The following is a 15,288-nucleotide window of genomic DNA, read 5'->3' as shown; positions in this document are numbered from 1 at the left end:
TCATGGGGCGGCCTGCCCCCTTGCAGCGTAATACACTGTTTTTGATGAAGAAAGGGTGAAATGTTACAATCCGACCCCATATGAGGGGTCGGATTTTTTTGGATATGGTGCTGTTTGTTACAGCAGATCTGGCGGGGTGGCGGCGCGTGCCAGCTCATTTGTTACAGCATCAAGCGGTTGTACCTGGGTCTGTTTTTCACCCAGTCGCCGCACGCTAACGGTGCGTTCGTCAACTTCGCGGTAACCGACGGCCAGAATGACAGGTACTTTGCCGACCGAATGCTCACGGACCTTGTAGTTGATCTTTTCATTGCGGATGTCAGCCTCGGCCCGCACACCCGCAGAACGCAGGGTTTCGACCACTTCGGCGACATAGTCGTCCGCGTCAGATGTGATGGACGCGACGACGACCTGACGCGGGGCCAGCCAGAACGGCAATTTGCCTGCGTGTTCCTCGATCAGGATACCGATAAAGCGTTCGAAGGATCCCAGCGTGGCGCGATGCAACATGACGGGACGGTGCTTGGCCCCGTCTGCGCCGATATAGGTGGCGTCCAGCCGTTCGGGTAGAACGAAATCGACCTGGAAGGTGCCGCATTGCCAGTCACGCCCGATGGCGTCCGTCAGCACGAATTCCAGTTTCGGCCCGTAGAATGCACCTTCGCCCGGGTTCAGTTCCGGTTCGATCCCGGCGGCACGGGTGGCGGACAAAAGCGCCGCCTCGGCCTTGTCCCAGACCTCGTCCGATCCGGCGCGGGTTTCGGGGCGGTCAGAGAACTTCACCGAAAAATCCTCGAATCCCAGATCCTTGTAGATCACGCTGAGGAAACGGATGAACTCGGCGGTCTCCGCCTCGATCTGTTCTTCGGTTGAAAAGATATGGGCGTCGTCCTGCGTGAACCCGCGCACCCGCATGATGCCATGCAATGCGCCAGAGGGTTCGTACCGGTTGCACGATCCGAACTCGGCCATACGTAGCGGCAGGTCGCGATAGGATTTCAGGCCTTGCTTGAAAATCTCGACATGGCAGGGGCAGTTCATCGGTTTGAGCGCGTTGACGGCCTTTTCGCGGGCATGTTCCTCGTCGACTTCGACAATGAACATGTTTTCCTGATACTTGTCCCAGTGGCCTGAACGTTCCCACAGTTTGCGGTCAACGACCTGCGGCGTGTTTACCTCGACATACCCACCCCTGCGCTGCTGACGGCGCATGTAGTCCTGCAACTGGGTGTAGATGGTCCAGCCATTGGGGTGCCAGAAAATCTGACCGGGGGCTTCTTCCTGCATGTGAAACAGGTCCATCTCGCGGCCCAGTTTGCGGTGGTCGCGCTTTGCGGCCTCTTCCAGCATATGAAGGTGGTCTTTCAGCTTTTCCTTGCCGGTGAAGGCCACGCCGTAAATACGTTGCAACATCGCGCGGTTGCTGTCGCCGCGCCAATAGGCACCGGCGATGGACATCAGCTTGAACGCATCACCGGGAACCTGACCGGTATGTTGCAGATGCGGACCGCGGCACAAATCCTGCCAGTGGCCGTGCCAGTACATGCGCAACGGCTCATCCCCAGGAATGGCTTCGATCAGCTCAACCTTATAGGGTTCGTTGTTGGCCTTGTAGAACTCGATGGCCCGCTCGCGGTCCCAAACCTCGGTGGTGACTGGGTCGCGCTTGTTGATGATCTCTTTCATCTTTTTCTCGATGAGGCCAAGATCTTCGGGCGTGAACGGTTCTTCCCGGTCGAAGTCATAATACCAGCCGTTTTCGATAACGGGGCCGATGGTGACCTTGGTCGCAGGCCAGATTTCCTGCACGGCGCGGGCCATGATGTGGGCCAGATCGTGGCGGATCAGTTCGTTGGCCTGTGCGTCATCCTTCATGGTGTGGATGGCAATCTGTGCATTGGCTTCGATCGGCCATTGCAGGTCCCAGTGTTTGCCGTCAACGGTGGCCGAGATGGCCTTTTTGGCCAGCGAACTTGAAATATCGGCAGCCACCTGCGCAGGCGTAACCCCTGCGTCATAGGAACGTGCATTGCCATCTGGGAAAGTGAGAGAGACGGATTTTGAATCCAGGGCCATGTCGGCTCTCCTCGTCGGTTTGGCGCCCACTGAACGCCCGGTTGCGGGTTATTTGCGTCTGGCTGATGTGGCAGGTGGATATGCCTGTGTCAAGTGTAGGGGCGAGGGGCCAGCCCCTCGCGCTCCCCGGAGTATTTGAAAAAAGATGAAGTGGGCGGAATTGCACTCGGGGGTGGGGCGTGCATGATGCAATAAAAGGAAAGAAGGTTTCATGGCAGCGACGAATTTTCTGGAGACGCCGCAGGGGCGGCGACTGGCTTATCACAAGACAGAAGGGGCAGGGCCGACCATCGTTTTTCTGGGTGGGCTCATGTCGGATATGGAAGGCACCAAGGCAGTCCATCTGGAAGCTTGGGCGCAGGCGCGGGGGCGGGCCTTTTTGCGGTTTGATTATTCCGGTCACGGCGAAAGCTCTGGTGCTTTCACGGATGGTTGCATTGGGGATTGGCATGAGGACACTGTTGCTGCGGTCGATGCCTTGACCAAGGGGCCGCTGATCGTTGTCGGCTCGTCCATGGGGGGGTGGCAGGCGCTTTTGCTGGCCAAGGCCATGCCGGACCGGATAGCAGGTCTAGTCACGATCGCCGCCGCGCCGGATTTCACGGAAGATGGTTATTGGGCTTCATTCAATGATGATCAGAAAGCCGCCCTGGAAACGGTCGGGCATGTTGAGTTGCCGTCCGATTACATGGAGCCGTATATCGTCACCAAACGGATGATCGAAGATGGGCGGCAGCGTCTTGTTCTGCGCGACACGTTGAACCTGCCGTTCAAGGTTCGTTTCCTGCAGGGAACAGCGGATACAGCCGTTTCGACTGAAACGGCCGTTCGGTTGCTGGACCACGCAACAGGGCCGGACATGCAGCTTCTTTTGGTCAAGGATGCCGATCACAGGTTCTCGGATGATGCATGTCTTGGCTTGATCGAGGCGGCGGTTCTGGGCGTGTTGGGAGACGCATGATGCGGCGTTTGGGATGGCTTCTGGGGCGCTTGTTCCTTGCGTTGATTGCCATCGGCGGCCTTGTCTACTGGTTTGGCCCGCGCGAAGTAGTGAACCTGAGCCCAAGCTTTGATCTGCGCAAGTTTGGTGAGGGCGTACAGGTTTATTTCGAAAGCACCGAAGCCGCGTTTGACGATATCGTTCCGGGTGTCGAAAAACGAGTGATCTGGCAAGATGGCCATAACGAGCGGCGCACCCCGTATTCCGTTCTTTACATCCATGGCTTTTCAGCAAGTTCCGAGGAAATCCGGCCAGTACCAGACCTTGTGGCAGACGCGCTGGGAGCCAATCTGGTTTACACACGCCTGCAAGGTCACGGGCGAAGCGGATCAGCCATGGCGGAAGGCACTGCCTCGGGCTGGATGCAGGACACCGCCGAGGGGTTGGCGGCCGCGCGTGCTGTTGGGGACAAGGTGATTGTGATCTCAACGTCGACCGGTGCGACGCTTGCAGCCGCTGCTGCTTTGGATACCAGCCTTAGCGAAGATGTTGTCGGCATGGTCTTTGTCTCTCCTAATTTCGGGGTCAACACGTCTGCGGCATGGATCCCCACTTTGCCATGGGCAAGGGATTGGTTGCCGGTCCTGATGGGGGTCGAACGCGATGTATCGGGGCCAGACCCGGAAAAGAACAAATATTGGTCTACTGTCTATCCTTGGGAGTCGGTCGTGCCGATGTCCGTTCTGGTCGAAAAAGTCTATGCGCTGGATTTCTCGAATGCCCTGGTGCCCGTGCTGTTCTGGTTCTCGGACAACGATCGGGTGGTGCGCCCTGACCGAACCCACGAGGTCGCCAAAGCGTGGGGTGCGCCAACATCCGTCAAACTGGTGACAATGGGCCCCGAAGATGATCCGTCATCCCATGTTATTGCCGGTCGCCTGATGTCGCCAGGGCAGACCGACGCGGCTGTGGCCGGTATTCTGGACTGGCTAAAAGGGCTGGAGGTGGAATGATGGCGGCCTCGGGTCGAGGGACGATGCGAAAGCCGGGCAGTATGTGGAGCCTTGAGACGTTGGGGCGCGTTCGTCTGTCCCGGTATTTCTTCATGCGCGATTTCCTCTATTCCGAGATCGGGAACTTTCACCAGAAACAGAACATTCCAGACAACCCGGATCTGGCTGTCGAGACGGGACGTGCGTTCTGTGAAACTCTGCTGGACCCGCTGGAAGAGACCTTTGGCAGGATCGCCGTGCGCTCGGGCTATCGCTCACCGTCGCTAAACAGGTTTGGCAATGAAAACAAACTGAACTGCGCCCGGAATGATCACCCGTTGGAATGCCACATCTGGGATCGTGGGGCCGGGGACGCGAGGATTGCCGGGGCGTCTGTTGTAATTCCCTGGTTCGCGGATCAGTATGCGCAGGGCAGGGATTGGCGGGATCTGGCATGGTGGATGCATGATCACCTGGATTACTCCGAGATCTGGTTTTTTCCGAAACTCTGCGCTTTCAATCTGGTGTGGCGCCCTAAACCGCAGCGCCGGATTGACAGCTACATTGCGCCACGCGGATGCCTGCTGAAACCGGGCGCTGAGCCCGAGGAAAGTGCAGCTTCACGGCGGTCCCGCTATGCTGACTTTCCGGCTTTTCGGGCAATCGCCTATCCGTGACGTTCCGCTGGTTTGAATGTGATAAACTCTCAACCTGACTACAAACCCAAAGGCTCGGAATACCGAGCGCATGGAGGCCCCGTGTGATCGAGCCGCTGGTACTGCTACCTGGACTGATGTGCGATGCCCGACTGTATCGCCCTCAGATCGAGGTGTTTTCGCAGACGCGACCCGTAACCGTTGCGCCGATTTCCGCAGGTGAGCGTATCGAAGAGATCGCCTCGGGTCTGCTGGACCAGCTTCCACATCGGTTTGCACTGGCTGGATTAAGCATGGGTGGTGTGGTCGCGTTAGAGCTGATCCGCCGGGCACCGGAACGTGTGTCACGCCTGTGCCTGATGGCCACTGATGCACAGGCGGACACGCCTCAAATGGCTGCCAGTCGCGAAGACCTGATCATTGGCGCGCAGGGTGGCCGGTTGGAGGAGGTCATGCGGAAACTTGTGGGGTCCGACACGCTGGCACCGGGCCCGCAGCGCATTCCCATCCTGAACGGCTTGTTGGCAATGGCACAGGATTTGGGTGTTGAAACCTTCGTGTGTCAGATGCGTGCTCTGCAACGCCGCCCGGATCAACAAGCCGCATTGCGTCGCATCAAGGTGCCCACGTTGGTTCTGTGCGGTGCGCATGACACTCTAACACCGGTCAAACGGCATTCTTTCATGGCAGAGCTCATACCCGGAGCGGAACTGCTGGTTATTGAAAAGGCTGGTCACTTGCCGACCCTCGAAACGCCCGACCTCGTCAATGAGGCGCTGCAAACCTGGTTGGACGCCCAGCAACGGTTTGATTACTGGTAAAGCGTCGCGCGTTCGGTCTTTGAAATGACGTTTGGCGTCACCACTGGTTTACCAGTTTTCCAGTCAAAAAAGGGTGTGTTCTTCCATCGCCCGGACAGGCGCGATCCGGCGGCCCTGCGCAACAAGCCAAAAACGGCGGGGCCGGGATTTTCGTGCTTTTGCTTTCCGTCCGGTTGGGGAACAAACCCACGTGTCGTGACGGGTCCCAGCGCCGAAGCTCCACCCGCAACCCGGCCGACGATGACGCCAGCAAACGGGAATTTCGCGGATTTGGGCGTTGCCGCCAAAGGTGCGTTACAGCAGCTGGCGTACCAACGCAGCATACCCTTGGGGCTGAGTTGCATCGCCGCAAGATACTGTTTTCCGGTGCTGATTTCGATCTCATCCGGTGCGATCTGAAAAATCTCGACAGGCCCGGGTGCCGGGTCCGGCTGCTTGAAATATAGTTGAGCGGCCCGGCAATCATGGCAGAAACACTCAACATGTGTGCCTTGCCGAACACCACGGGGTGAAATACGTCCCTGCAACGCGCCGCATTGGCAGGAAAAGGTAAGGCCCTCTTGCGCTGACCCGCTCATGTCGCTTAGGCAACCTTGTTGGAATTGGCCGCGCGACGGTTTGGTTTTCGTGCATTTTCGTTCATGAAATCAATCACAAGGGGACGAATGTTGTCGCGCCAGCTGCGGCCTGCGAAGATACCATAGTGACCGGCGCCGGGTTCAACGTGGCTTGCCTTTTTGCTGTCGGGCAGGCCGGTGCACAAATCCAGCGCGGCAATACACTGGCCGGGTGCAGAGATGTCATCATTTGCACCTTCGACAGTCTTCACCGCAACATCGGTAATCTTACTGATGTCCACCTTGTGACCCGCGACCACGAACTCGTTTCTCGCAATCTCTCGATTCTTAAAGACCCGCTCGACCGTCGAAAGATAGAACTCGGCTGTCATGTCCATCACGGCCAGGTATTCGTCGTAGAAGCGGTTATGGGCATCCTGATCCGAGGCTTCGTCCCGCATGACGCGCTGGATCTGGTCGGAAAACGCTTTGGAGTGACGATCTGCGTTCATGGACATGAACGAGGCCAATTGCAGCAGTCCCGGATATACCATGCGCCCTACGCCCTTGTACTTGAAGCCAACGCGCTGGATCATTGTTTCTTCCAACTGGCCCATAGTGACGCGACGGCCGAAGTCTGTCACATCGGTCGGCGTTGCGTCCGGATCGACGGGGCCACCAATCAGCGTCAGGGTGCTTGGCTGGGCTTTGGGTTCAATCTCGGCCAGGTACGCCGTTGCAGCCAATGTCAGAGGCGCCGGTTGGCAAACGGCAACAACATGGGTGTCGGGCCCAAGCTCTTTCATAAAATCTACAAGATAGAGCGTGTAGTCTTCGACATCGAATTTACCTGCGGATACAGGGATATCGCGCGCATTATGCCAATCTGTGATGTAGACTTCGCAATTGACCAGAAGGCTTTTCACCGTCGAGCGCAGCAACGTTGCATAGTGCCCGGACATCGGGGCAACCAACAGCACTTTGCGCGGTTGTTCTTTCCGGCCATTGACGCGGAAATGTACCAGATCACCAAAAGGGCGTTCCAGAACAGTCGTGATTTCAACCAGGTGGTCCTTGCCATCTTCGCAGGTGAATGTGCGAATACCCCAATCGGGCTTTGCCACCATCCGCTGGAACGTACGCTCGGTCACTTCGCCCCAGGCGGCCATCCAGTTGAATGCGGGGTTCGGCACCATGGAAAACATCGGATAGGACGCCATCGCGCTGGCGGTTGCACCAAGCCACTGGTTGGTGTTTCGCGCAGTTTCCATCAGGTCGTAGGTCATCATGTAGCGCATAAATGGGGCCTCCTGAGTGTCAGCCTGATAGTTCGGACCATTCGTCGCTTTGCCCCCCAGCACCCACGACGTTATTCTGCATAGCAGCGAGGTTAGGGGGGAATTGTTAAAATGACAACTAGTGAAGACCACATGCCAGACGTATCCGAAGAACACATTGAACGCCTTAAAGAAAATATGGATAAGGTCGAGAAGTTATCGAAGCGCCTGATTGAGGTCATGGCTGTAAAACGGCCCCACACGCCCGCGCTGGACGGCCCGAATCAAGAGCTTTTCGCACGAGCAGCAAGTGCCTATTGGGCAGAGGCTTGGCAAAATCCCGCCAAGTTGCTGGAACAGCAGATAGAATTTTGGGGCAAGTCAGTGTTGAACTTTGCCGAGGCGCAGAAAGCACTGACTGCGTCTGACGCGGAAAGCGAAGCACCCAAGCCAGAAGACAAGCGATTTTCGAACCCCCTTTGGGAGACCAATCCCTATTTCCGTCTGATCCGCCAGCAATACCAGACCAATGCGCAAGCAATAGCGCAGGCTGTTGCGTCCGTGGATGATCTGGATGCCAAAGACAAAAGGCGGCTGCAATATTTCTCGCAACAAATCGTCGACATGATGGCGCCGACAAATTTTCTGGCGACCAATCCGGATGCCTTGCAAAAAGCGGTCGAAACCGAGGGCCAGTCACTGATCAAGGGGTTGGAAAACCTTGTGTCAGATCTGGAGGCCAATAATGGAGAATTGGTCGTCAAACTGGCAGATGAAAGTGCCTTTGAGGTCGGCGGTAACCTGGCGACGACGCCGGGGGAGGTGGTTTATCGCAACCGGATGATGGAACTGATCCAGTACAAGCCAGCGACTGAAACGGTCTACGAGACTCCGATTGTTCTGTTTCCGCCCTGGATCAACAAGTTCTATATTCTGGACCTGAAAGCCCAGAACAGCATGATCAAATGGATCACCGAACAGGGGTATACCCTGTTTGTTGTAAGCTGGGTCAATCCGGACGAAAGCTATGCCGAAACAGGCATGGAAGACTACATTCAGGACGGTTTCCTGACCGCAATCGAGACGGCCAAGAAGATTTGCAAGGTCAAACAGGTCAACGCTGTGGGGTATTGCATCGCGGGCACCACCCTGAGCCTGACGCTGTCTCTGCTGAAACAGCGAGGAGACAAGTCGGTCAAATCGGCGACCCTGTTCACCGCATTGACGGATTTTTCCGATCAGGGAGAGTTCACGCCCTTCCTTCAAAACGATTTTATCGACGGAATCGAAGAAGAAGTGAAAAAGGAAGGTGTTCTGCGGTCATGGATCATGGCGCGCACTATGTCCTTCCTGAGATCACGTGACCTGATCTATGGCCCGGCCATTCGCAGCTATATGATGGGTGAAGTGCCCCCGGCCTTTGATTTGCTGTACTGGAACGGTGACGGAGCCAACCTGCCTGCGAAAATGGCGGTTGAGTACTTGCGTGGACTATGCCAGCGCAACGAATTTGCCACCGATGGCTTTGAGTTGCTGGGGTATAAGCTAAAGCTTGGTGACGTTGATGTGCCCCTTATGGCCATCACATGCGAAACCGATCACATCGCGGCGTGGAAAGATTGCTATCGCGGTGTGCAAAAGATGGGCTCGCGATCAAAAACTTTCGTGGTTTCCGAGTCGGGTCATATTGCGGGTATTGTGAACCCGCCCAGCAAGAAAAAGTACGGGCATTACACCAACCCGGATTTGAAACCAGACGCCGCCACCTGGTTGAAGGAAGCCGACTTTCATGAAGGGTCATGGTGGCCCATGTGGGATGCCTGGCTGAAAAAACGGTCGGGCAAGCAGGTACCGGCCCGCAAACCCGGCGATTCGAAGCACCCGAGCCTGGCTGCTGCACCCGGAACGTATGTAGTGGCAAAACCAAACGCCTGATTTCATTCTGAAACTTAAATTTTTCTGCAATGCAGCAAAAAAAACTTGCAATGCTGCGTTGCAGCAATCATATTGTCCTCAAGCTAATGAAACCCGGGGTGGGCCCGGACTGGCTAAAAGGATTATGACAATGGCTAAGACCCAAGACTTTACCGCGATCATGAAAGACATGATGGGTGCATTCCCTGTGGACACAACCGCAATGGAAGGCGCATTCAAATCGACCGCTTCGCTGAACGAAAAGCTGTCGGGCGTTGCTCTGGAAGCAGCTGAGAAATCGGCAGAGATCTCGAGCAAATGGACCAAAGACACGCTGGCCAAACTGACCGAGATGTCGAAAGCCAAGGCAGAGCCTGCCGACTATGCAAAAGCAGCAACCGATTTCGCAAGCGCGTCCGCTGAAGTTGCAGCCGAGAACATGGCCGCTTTCGCAGAAATCGCAAAAAAAGTTCAGACCGAAACCGTCGAACTGCTGATGGCTGCTGGTAAAGAAGCTGCGGAAGAAGCATCCGCTGCTGTTAAAAAAGCAACCAACGACGTGACCACAGCCGCTAAAAAAGCTGCTGCTGCGAAGTAAGAAAAGTCAGCGAAACGCACCCGACCCTCCCTATAGGTGCAATCGCGGTGGGCAGGTCCATTGACCTGCCCTTTCTTTTTGTGCTGCACTCGCATAACCTGTGCTGCAACGCATCATCCTTGGGGAGGGAACACGGTGTCGGACCAAGAAAAACCGCTGCTGATCAAGCGCTATGCCAGCCGTCGGCTGTATAACACCGAGACCAGCGATTACGTGACGCTCGAAGATATCGCGGGATTCATTCGTGACGGGCGCGAAGTACAGATCATCGACCTGAAATCCGGCGACGACCTGACACGGCAGTATCTGCTGCAAATCATTGCTGAACATGAAAGCCGCGGCGAGAATGTGCTGCCGGTCAATGTTCTGAATGATCTGGTGCGCAGCTACATGCTGCCGGGCGGGGGCATGATGCCGCAATTCCTGCAAAGCTCGTTCGATATGCTGCGCGAAAGCCAAAGCAAGATGATGGAAAACATGAACGCTATGAACCCGATGTCCCAGATGCCGGGTTTTGAAGCGTTGCAAGCACAGCAGCAGGCATTTCTGAAGGCTATGACAGGTGGGTTGTCTGGCAGATGGTCCTCGCCAGAGAAGGAAAGTGAAAAGTCAGAGCCGAAAGAGGATCTTGACGATATCAAGAAACAGTTGGCCGAACTTCAACAGAAGCTTTCGAAACTGAATTAAGGTGTGCCGGAGGAAAAGGCCCACCATTTAAGTGAGCCAGTTCTAGTCTCAGGTACCGTAGACCGGCATTGGGCCGGTCACTTCGCCAACGGCGGCCAGCAGAATATCTGCAATCACGTCCAGCTCTGCGCGCGTCAGGCGTACGGGCAGTCGGACGTCACACGCTTTCATCAGCATGTCACGTGTTTGCGGAAGCTCGAACGTTTCCGGTAGGAATTGCCAGTTCCAGAAGGCGCGCGCATTGTCCTGGCTCAGGCCAAAGACCTGAACTTTGACACCGCGTGCCTCGGATGCGGCGGCAAATGCGCGAATCTCGTGTTCCTGCAACCCAACCAGATTGAACTGAATCGAATCCGGCGCGCGCTGTTCGGGGAGCAAGGGCGCGGGCACGTTGATATGGGGTGAGGTATTCAAGCGTCCGGCAACATAGTCGTGGTTCGCCAGACCGTCGCGAACACGACGGGCCAGTTCTGGGATCTGCGGGCGGATAACAGCGGCGCTCAGGTTGTTCAAACGCAGGTTATAAAGCGGCAACTTGTTCTGCCAGCGAGCGAAGGCCTCTTCCAGCTCGGGCGAGTTGTCGCCGTGCGGTCCTTTGTGTTTCTTCCAGTTATGTTCGTACGCGCCCGACATGATGACGGCACGGGCCACCAGATCAGCATCGTTTGAGATCAGAATACCGCCTTCGCCCGCATTGATCATCTTATAGGACTGAAACGAGAAACAGCCGACCTTGCCGATGGTTCCGATATTTTTGCCATGCCAGGTCGTGCCCAGCGAATGCGCAGCGTCTTCGATAACCGGGATGTCACGCGCGTCGCACAGCGCCATGATCGCGTCCATATCAGATGTGTGGCCGCGCATGTGACTGATGATAACCGCTTGAACGCTGTCGAGCTTGGCCTCGAAATCGGCCATGTCGATGCGATAATTCTCACTCACTTCGCACAGAACCGGGATGCAGTCCGCGTGAATGACTGACGAGGGAACCGCGGCAAATGTGAAGCCGGGGATCAGGACGCGCGCATCGCGCGGCAAACCCAGTGCCTTGAGTGACAGAAACAGCGCAGCAGAACAGGATGAAACAGCGAGAGCGTATTTTGTGCCCAGAAGTTCGGCAAACTCGGCCTCTAGCAAAGACACCGGGGCATCTTGCGGGGCGGTATAACGAAACAAGTCGCCCGACTGCATCAGGGCGTCGATGGCTTCTTTCGCTGCTTCTGGGATGGGTTCGGCGTCATGAACGTTTGGTGGAAGCGTCATATTTGGATTTCCCGAATTCTATCTTTGGTAAAGATAAAGCTATTCAGGTGGCAATCCAAGCCCTCAATCGCCGCGCCAGCGGAAATTCACCAATTTGTCACAAGTAACGTGGATCAGATCCCAAGCCGGTCCCGCAAGGCGAACCATGTCATTGCCAGTACCAGCAGCGGGTTGCGCAGGGCGGATCCGCCGGGGAAGGGCAGGGTTGGCACGCGCGCCATTGTATCGAACCCTTCTGCCTGTCCCTGAATGGCCAGCGCCATCAGTTGCCCGGCATGGGTCGCGGTGCCTACACCATGACCGGAATAGCCGGAAGCAGACAGAATATTGGGTGCGATACGCACCAGATAAGGCATCCGCCGCATGGTAATGGCCAGCGTCCCACCCCAAGCGTAGTCGATTTTGACATCGCGCAGATGTGGGAAAATCTCGGTCATCGGCTTGCGGACCTTCGCAGCGACATCCGCAGGAAAACGATAGCCATAGCTTTCGCCGCCACCGAACAAAAGCCGGCCATCGGCGCTAAGGCGGAAATAGTTCACCACGAACTTGGTATCCGCGACCGCGACATCCTGCGTCAGGACCCGCGCAGCCTCGCTGCCAAGGGGTTCGGTCGCTGCGATGAAGTTGTTGATGGGCATGACACGGGCCGCGACGGTCCGGTTGAGATTGCCAAGATAGCCATTGCAGGCCAGCACAACATGGTCGGCCCTTACGTTCCCCCTGACGGTCCGGATCAAGGCAGGCCGGGTTTCGTCAATATCGATGACTTCGGTGCCCTCAAAAATGCGAACACCCGCTTTGGCAGCGGCCTGAGCCAACCCCAGCGCAAAGTTCAATGGGTGCAGATGAGCGGCCCCCATGTCCAGATACCCACCCATATAAGCGGGTGAGGGGCAAAGTTTGTGGCCTTCGTCTTCATCCAGCAGCTTGATCTGGTCATAGTGATACCGGTCGGACAGATGGCCTGCATGGTCATGCAGCTCTTTTCGTTCCGAAGCTGACAGACCCAGAACCGCGACACCGGGTTGCAAGTTGCACGCGATCTGATGCTTGGCGATCAGTGATTTGACCAGATCCTTGGCGTCTTCGGCCAGGTCCCACAGCTTTGCGGCATTCGGGTCGCCAACAAGACGCTCAAGGTCTTCCTGATCCATCCGCTGCGCGCTGCCCAGCTGGCCACCATTGCGCCCTGAGGCACCAAATCCGACACGGTGGGCTTCAAGCAGAACGACATCGAACCCCGCCTCGGCCAGATGCAATGCTGCGGACAGGCCTGTGTAGCCGCCGCCCACAACGCAGACATCCGCCGTAATATCTTCGGCCAAAACAGGAAAGCGTTCCGTTGGGTTTGCCGTCGCGGCATACCAGCTGGCAGGGTATTCGCCCTTGCGGTCATTGGAATAGAGCAGGTTCACGAAAAGTCTCAGACGTTGATCAGCAGATGTTCCCGTTCCCACGGAGAGATGACCTGCAGAAATTCTTCATACTCGGCCCGTTTCACGATGCCATAGACACGGGCAAACTCGGGGCCAAGGATTTCGTGCAGGGCTGTGGCTTCGTCAAACAGATCCAACGCATCGCCCATGACCTGCGGGATATCCCCTTCGCCTTCATAGGCGTCACCATAGAATTGACGACGCGGACGCTCCTGTTCGACCAGACCCAGATAGCCGCACGCCAGCGACAGGGCGATGCCCAGATACGGATTGCAATCCATACCGGCGATGCGGTTTTCGACACGGCGCGATTCAGGTCCGGACAGAGGAACGCGAATGCCTGTAGTGCGGTTGTCGCGAGCCCATTCCAGATTAATCGGCGCCGCGTGGTCTTTCACGTAACGACGATACGAGTTCACATAAGGTGCCATCACGGCCAGACCGGCGGGCAGATGGTTCTGCAACCCGGCAATGAAGTGATAGAACGCGTCCGTTTCGCCGCCCTGCGGGCCCGAGAAGATGTTCTGGCCGGTCTCCATGTCGATAATCGAATGATGGATATGCATGGCCGAACCCGGCTCTTCCTCGATCGGTTTGGCCATGAAGGTTGCAAAACAATTATGCCGCAATGCCGCTTCGCGGATCAGGCGTTTGAAGTAGAAAACCTCATCAGCAAGTTTGACCGGGTTGCCGTGGCGCAGGTTGATCTCCAACTGGCCCGCACCGCCTTCCTGGGTGATGCCATCGATTTCGAACCCCTGATGCTCGGCAAAGTCATAGATATCGTCGATGACCGGGCCGAACTCGTCCACCGCAGTCATCGAATACGCCTGCCGCGCCGCAGCGGGGCGGCCAGAACGCCCCATCATCGGCTTGATTTCCTGTGCGGGATCGACGTTGGGGGCGACCAGAAAGAACTCCATCTCTGGCGCAACAACCGGTTTCCAGCCTCGGTTGTGATACAGCTGGACCACGCGTTTCAACACGTTGCGTGGGCTATAAGGGATCGGATCACCATCCCGGTCATAGGCGTCGTGGATCACCTGCAGCGTCCAGTCCCCGGTCCAGGGCGCGGCTGAAGCCGTCGAATAGTCGGGCTTCAGGATCATGTCCTTTTCGATGAACCCGTCGTCACCCGCGGCTTCACCCCAGTCCCCCGTGATGGTCTGGAAGAAGATGCTGTCGGGCAAGTGAAAGTAGGATTGCTTGGCAAATTTCGTGGCAGGCACGGCCTTGCCGCGCGCAATTCCGGGAAGGTCCGAGATGATACATTCAACCTCGTCCAGCCGCTGTCCGTGGAAATAGGCTTTGGCGGCTTCCGGCAGTTTATCAGTCCAATCAGCCATCAGGCTCTCTCTTTCTTTAAAAACTCGGCCATATGGCGCGCGATTGTGGCGTTGTCATCCGGAGCGGTTTCGCGATTTGCGGCCTCGCGCATCAGGTCTTCGGGGACGACGCCTTTTCCCCGTGTGCGCATCAGGCCCGCGACAAAACCATTGGTGAATTCGGGGTGGGCCTGAACCGTCCAGATCGTGTCTCCATAAGCCAGCATAGCGTTTTCGCAAAATGCGTTCTGACCCAGAACGCGCGCCCCTTCGGGTAGCTCGACAACCTGATCCTGATGCCAGGCATTCAGCCAGACTGTTTTGCCGTCAAACTCGTATTCAGTGCGTCCGACAGCCCAACCGCCCTTGAATTTCTCGACCTTGCCGCCCAGTGCCTGCGCGATAATCTGATGCCCAAAGCATACGCCGATCAGTGGCTTTCCGCTTTGCTGTATCTCTCTGACCAAGTCTTCCAGTGGGGCGATCCATGGCAAGTCTTCGTACGCGCCGTGGCGCGAACCGGTAATGACCCAGCCATCTGCGTCATCCGCGCTGCTTGGGAATATGCCGTCGACTACGGCGAAGGTCTGGAACTCGAATCCGTTGCCACCGAGAAGTGCAGGAAACAGCTCATCATAGTCGCCGAATTCGCCATGCAACGCATCTGGTGTGTGGCCGGTTTGTAATATGCCGATTTTCATGTGTCACCAAATTTGATCAAATTCACTCTAGCTGAGTCCGAA

The 15,288-nt window shown here is 56.6% G+C and carries 14 protein-coding genes; 7 read left to right on the top strand and 7 right to left on the bottom strand.

Annotated elements, in window-relative coordinates:
• Positions 1–117: 117 nt before the first annotated feature.
• Positions 118–2,076: a threonine--tRNA ligase gene (gene thrS, locus ACR0LL_RS06930; RefSeq protein ID WP_480585019.1), complete on the bottom strand. Its 1,959-nt coding sequence runs from the start codon at positions 2,074–2,076 to the stop codon at positions 118–120.
• Positions 2,077–2,287: 211 nt separating this feature from the next.
• Between thrS and ACR0LL_RS06925 the strand changes: the two genes are divergently transcribed.
• From ACR0LL_RS06925 to ACR0LL_RS06910, 4 genes are all read left to right on the top strand, one after another.
• Positions 2,288–3,037, top strand: a complete 750-nt coding sequence (locus ACR0LL_RS06925) for an alpha/beta fold hydrolase (protein ID WP_480585017.1) — start codon at positions 2,288–2,290, stop codon at positions 3,035–3,037.
• Positions 3,037–4,029: an alpha/beta hydrolase gene (locus tag ACR0LL_RS06920; RefSeq protein WP_480585015.1), complete on the top strand. Its 993-nt coding sequence runs from the start codon at positions 3,037–3,039 to the stop codon at positions 4,027–4,029. The genes ACR0LL_RS06925 and ACR0LL_RS06920 overlap by 1 nt, the downstream gene beginning before the upstream one ends.
• A gap of 41 nt (positions 4,030–4,070) precedes the next feature.
• Positions 4,071–4,685, top strand: a complete 615-nt coding sequence (locus ACR0LL_RS06915; protein ID WP_480585288.1) for a hypothetical protein — start codon at positions 4,071–4,073, stop codon at positions 4,683–4,685.
• An 83-nt stretch (positions 4,686–4,768) separates the two neighbouring features.
• Positions 4,769–5,485 (top strand): alpha/beta fold hydrolase, encoded by a 717-nt coding sequence (locus ACR0LL_RS06910; RefSeq protein ID WP_480585012.1) that lies wholly within the window; start codon positions 4,769–4,771, stop codon positions 5,483–5,485.
• On the opposite strand, the gene ACR0LL_RS06905 is transcribed toward ACR0LL_RS06910, so the two are convergent.
• Together ACR0LL_RS06905 and phaZ are read right to left on the bottom strand one after the other, a co-directional pair.
• The gene (locus tag ACR0LL_RS06905) at positions 5,476–6,063 is read right to left on the bottom strand and encodes a DUF6151 family protein (protein WP_480585010.1); all 588 of its coding nucleotides are present in this window, start codon (positions 6,061–6,063) and stop codon (positions 5,476–5,478) included. The genes ACR0LL_RS06910 and ACR0LL_RS06905 overlap by 10 nt on opposite strands.
• A 5-nt stretch (positions 6,064–6,068) precedes the next feature.
• A complete protein-coding gene (gene phaZ / locus ACR0LL_RS06900) occupies positions 6,069–7,340 on the bottom strand; it encodes a polyhydroxyalkanoate depolymerase (RefSeq protein ID WP_480473454.1) in 1,272 nt (423 codons plus the stop codon).
• Between the two features lie 111 nt (positions 7,341–7,451).
• Between phaZ and ACR0LL_RS06895 the strand changes: the two genes are divergently transcribed.
• The 3 genes from ACR0LL_RS06895 to phaR all read left to right on the top strand — a co-directional run bounded on the left by ACR0LL_RS06895 (position 7,452) and on the right by phaR (position 10,518).
• Positions 7,452–9,254, top strand: coding sequence for a PHA/PHB synthase family protein (locus ACR0LL_RS06895; RefSeq protein ID WP_480585008.1), 1,803 nt, complete (start codon positions 7,452–7,454; stop codon positions 9,252–9,254).
• A gap of 130 nt (positions 9,255–9,384) precedes the next feature.
• Positions 9,385–9,831, top strand: coding sequence for a phasin family protein (locus ACR0LL_RS06890; protein WP_209503426.1), 447 nt, complete (start codon positions 9,385–9,387; stop codon positions 9,829–9,831).
• A gap of 135 nt (positions 9,832–9,966) precedes the next feature.
• On the top strand, positions 9,967–10,518 hold the full coding sequence (phaR, locus tag ACR0LL_RS06885; RefSeq protein WP_267365377.1) for a polyhydroxyalkanoate synthesis repressor PhaR: 552 nt from the start codon (positions 9,967–9,969) through the stop codon (positions 10,516–10,518).
• Positions 10,519–10,566: 48 nt separating this feature from the next.
• On the opposite strand, the gene ACR0LL_RS06880 is transcribed toward phaR, so the two are convergent.
• The 4 genes from ACR0LL_RS06880 to ACR0LL_RS06865 all read right to left on the bottom strand — a co-directional run bounded on the left by ACR0LL_RS06880 (position 10,567) and on the right by ACR0LL_RS06865 (position 15,246).
• Positions 10,567–11,781 carry a DegT/DnrJ/EryC1/StrS family aminotransferase gene (locus ACR0LL_RS06880; protein WP_267365379.1) on the bottom strand — a complete coding sequence of 405 codons (1,215 nt, stop codon included), beginning with the start codon at positions 11,779–11,781 and terminating at the stop codon, positions 10,567–10,569.
• A gap of 113 nt (positions 11,782–11,894) precedes the next feature.
• Complete coding sequence (locus tag ACR0LL_RS06875) at positions 11,895–13,199, bottom strand: NAD(P)/FAD-dependent oxidoreductase (RefSeq protein ID WP_480585005.1); 1,305 nt, start codon at positions 13,197–13,199, stop codon at positions 11,895–11,897.
• A gap of 8 nt (positions 13,200–13,207) precedes the next feature.
• Positions 13,208–14,566: a glutamine synthetase family protein gene (locus tag ACR0LL_RS06870; protein ID WP_209596891.1), complete on the bottom strand. Its 1,359-nt coding sequence runs from the start codon at positions 14,564–14,566 to the stop codon at positions 13,208–13,210.
• Entirely contained in the window at positions 14,566–15,246 is a 681-nt protein-coding gene (locus ACR0LL_RS06865) for a type 1 glutamine amidotransferase (RefSeq protein ID WP_480585002.1), read from the bottom strand. Before ACR0LL_RS06865 ends, ACR0LL_RS06870 begins: the two co-directional genes overlap by 1 nt.
• Positions 15,247–15,288 lie beyond the last annotated feature (42 nt).

The sequence above is a fragment of the Ruegeria sp. AI2 genome (assembly GCF_056541275.1).
This window is presented reverse-complemented; position numbering and strand designations above follow the sequence as displayed.

What these genes read in the sequence shown, in the direction of transcription:
- thrS (WP_480585019.1), bottom strand. Translation starts at nt 2,076, where the DNA reads ATGGCCCTGGATTCAAAATCCGTCTCTCTCACTTTCCCAGATGGCAAT.
- ACR0LL_RS06925 (WP_480585017.1), top strand. Translation starts at nt 2,288, where the DNA reads ATGGCAGCGACGAATTTTCTGGAGACGCCGCAGGGGCGGCGACTGGCT.
- ACR0LL_RS06920 (WP_480585015.1), top strand. Translation starts at nt 3,037, where the DNA reads ATGCGGCGTTTGGGATGGCTTCTGGGGCGCTTGTTCCTTGCGTTGATT.
- ACR0LL_RS06915 (WP_480585288.1), top strand. Translation starts at nt 4,071, where the DNA reads ATGTGGAGCCTTGAGACGTTGGGGCGCGTTCGTCTGTCCCGGTATTTC.
- ACR0LL_RS06905 (WP_480585010.1), bottom strand. Translation starts at nt 6,063, where the DNA reads ATGAGCGGGTCAGCGCAAGAGGGCCTTACCTTTTCCTGCCAATGCGGC.
- phaZ (WP_480473454.1), bottom strand. Translation starts at nt 7,340, where the DNA reads ATGCGCTACATGATGACCTACGACCTGATGGAAACTGCGCGAAACACC.
- ACR0LL_RS06895 (WP_480585008.1), top strand. Translation starts at nt 7,452, where the DNA reads ATGACAACTAGTGAAGACCACATGCCAGACGTATCCGAAGAACACATT.
- ACR0LL_RS06890 (WP_209503426.1), top strand. Translation starts at nt 9,385, where the DNA reads ATGGCTAAGACCCAAGACTTTACCGCGATCATGAAAGACATGATGGGT.
- ACR0LL_RS06880 (WP_267365379.1), bottom strand. Translation starts at nt 11,781, where the DNA reads ATGACGCTTCCACCAAACGTTCATGACGCCGAACCCATCCCAGAAGCA.
- ACR0LL_RS06870 (WP_209596891.1), bottom strand. Translation starts at nt 14,566, where the DNA reads ATGGCTGATTGGACTGATAAACTGCCGGAAGCCGCCAAAGCCTATTTC.
- ACR0LL_RS06865 (WP_480585002.1), bottom strand. Translation starts at nt 15,246, where the DNA reads ATGAAAATCGGCATATTACAAACCGGCCACACACCAGATGCGTTGCAT.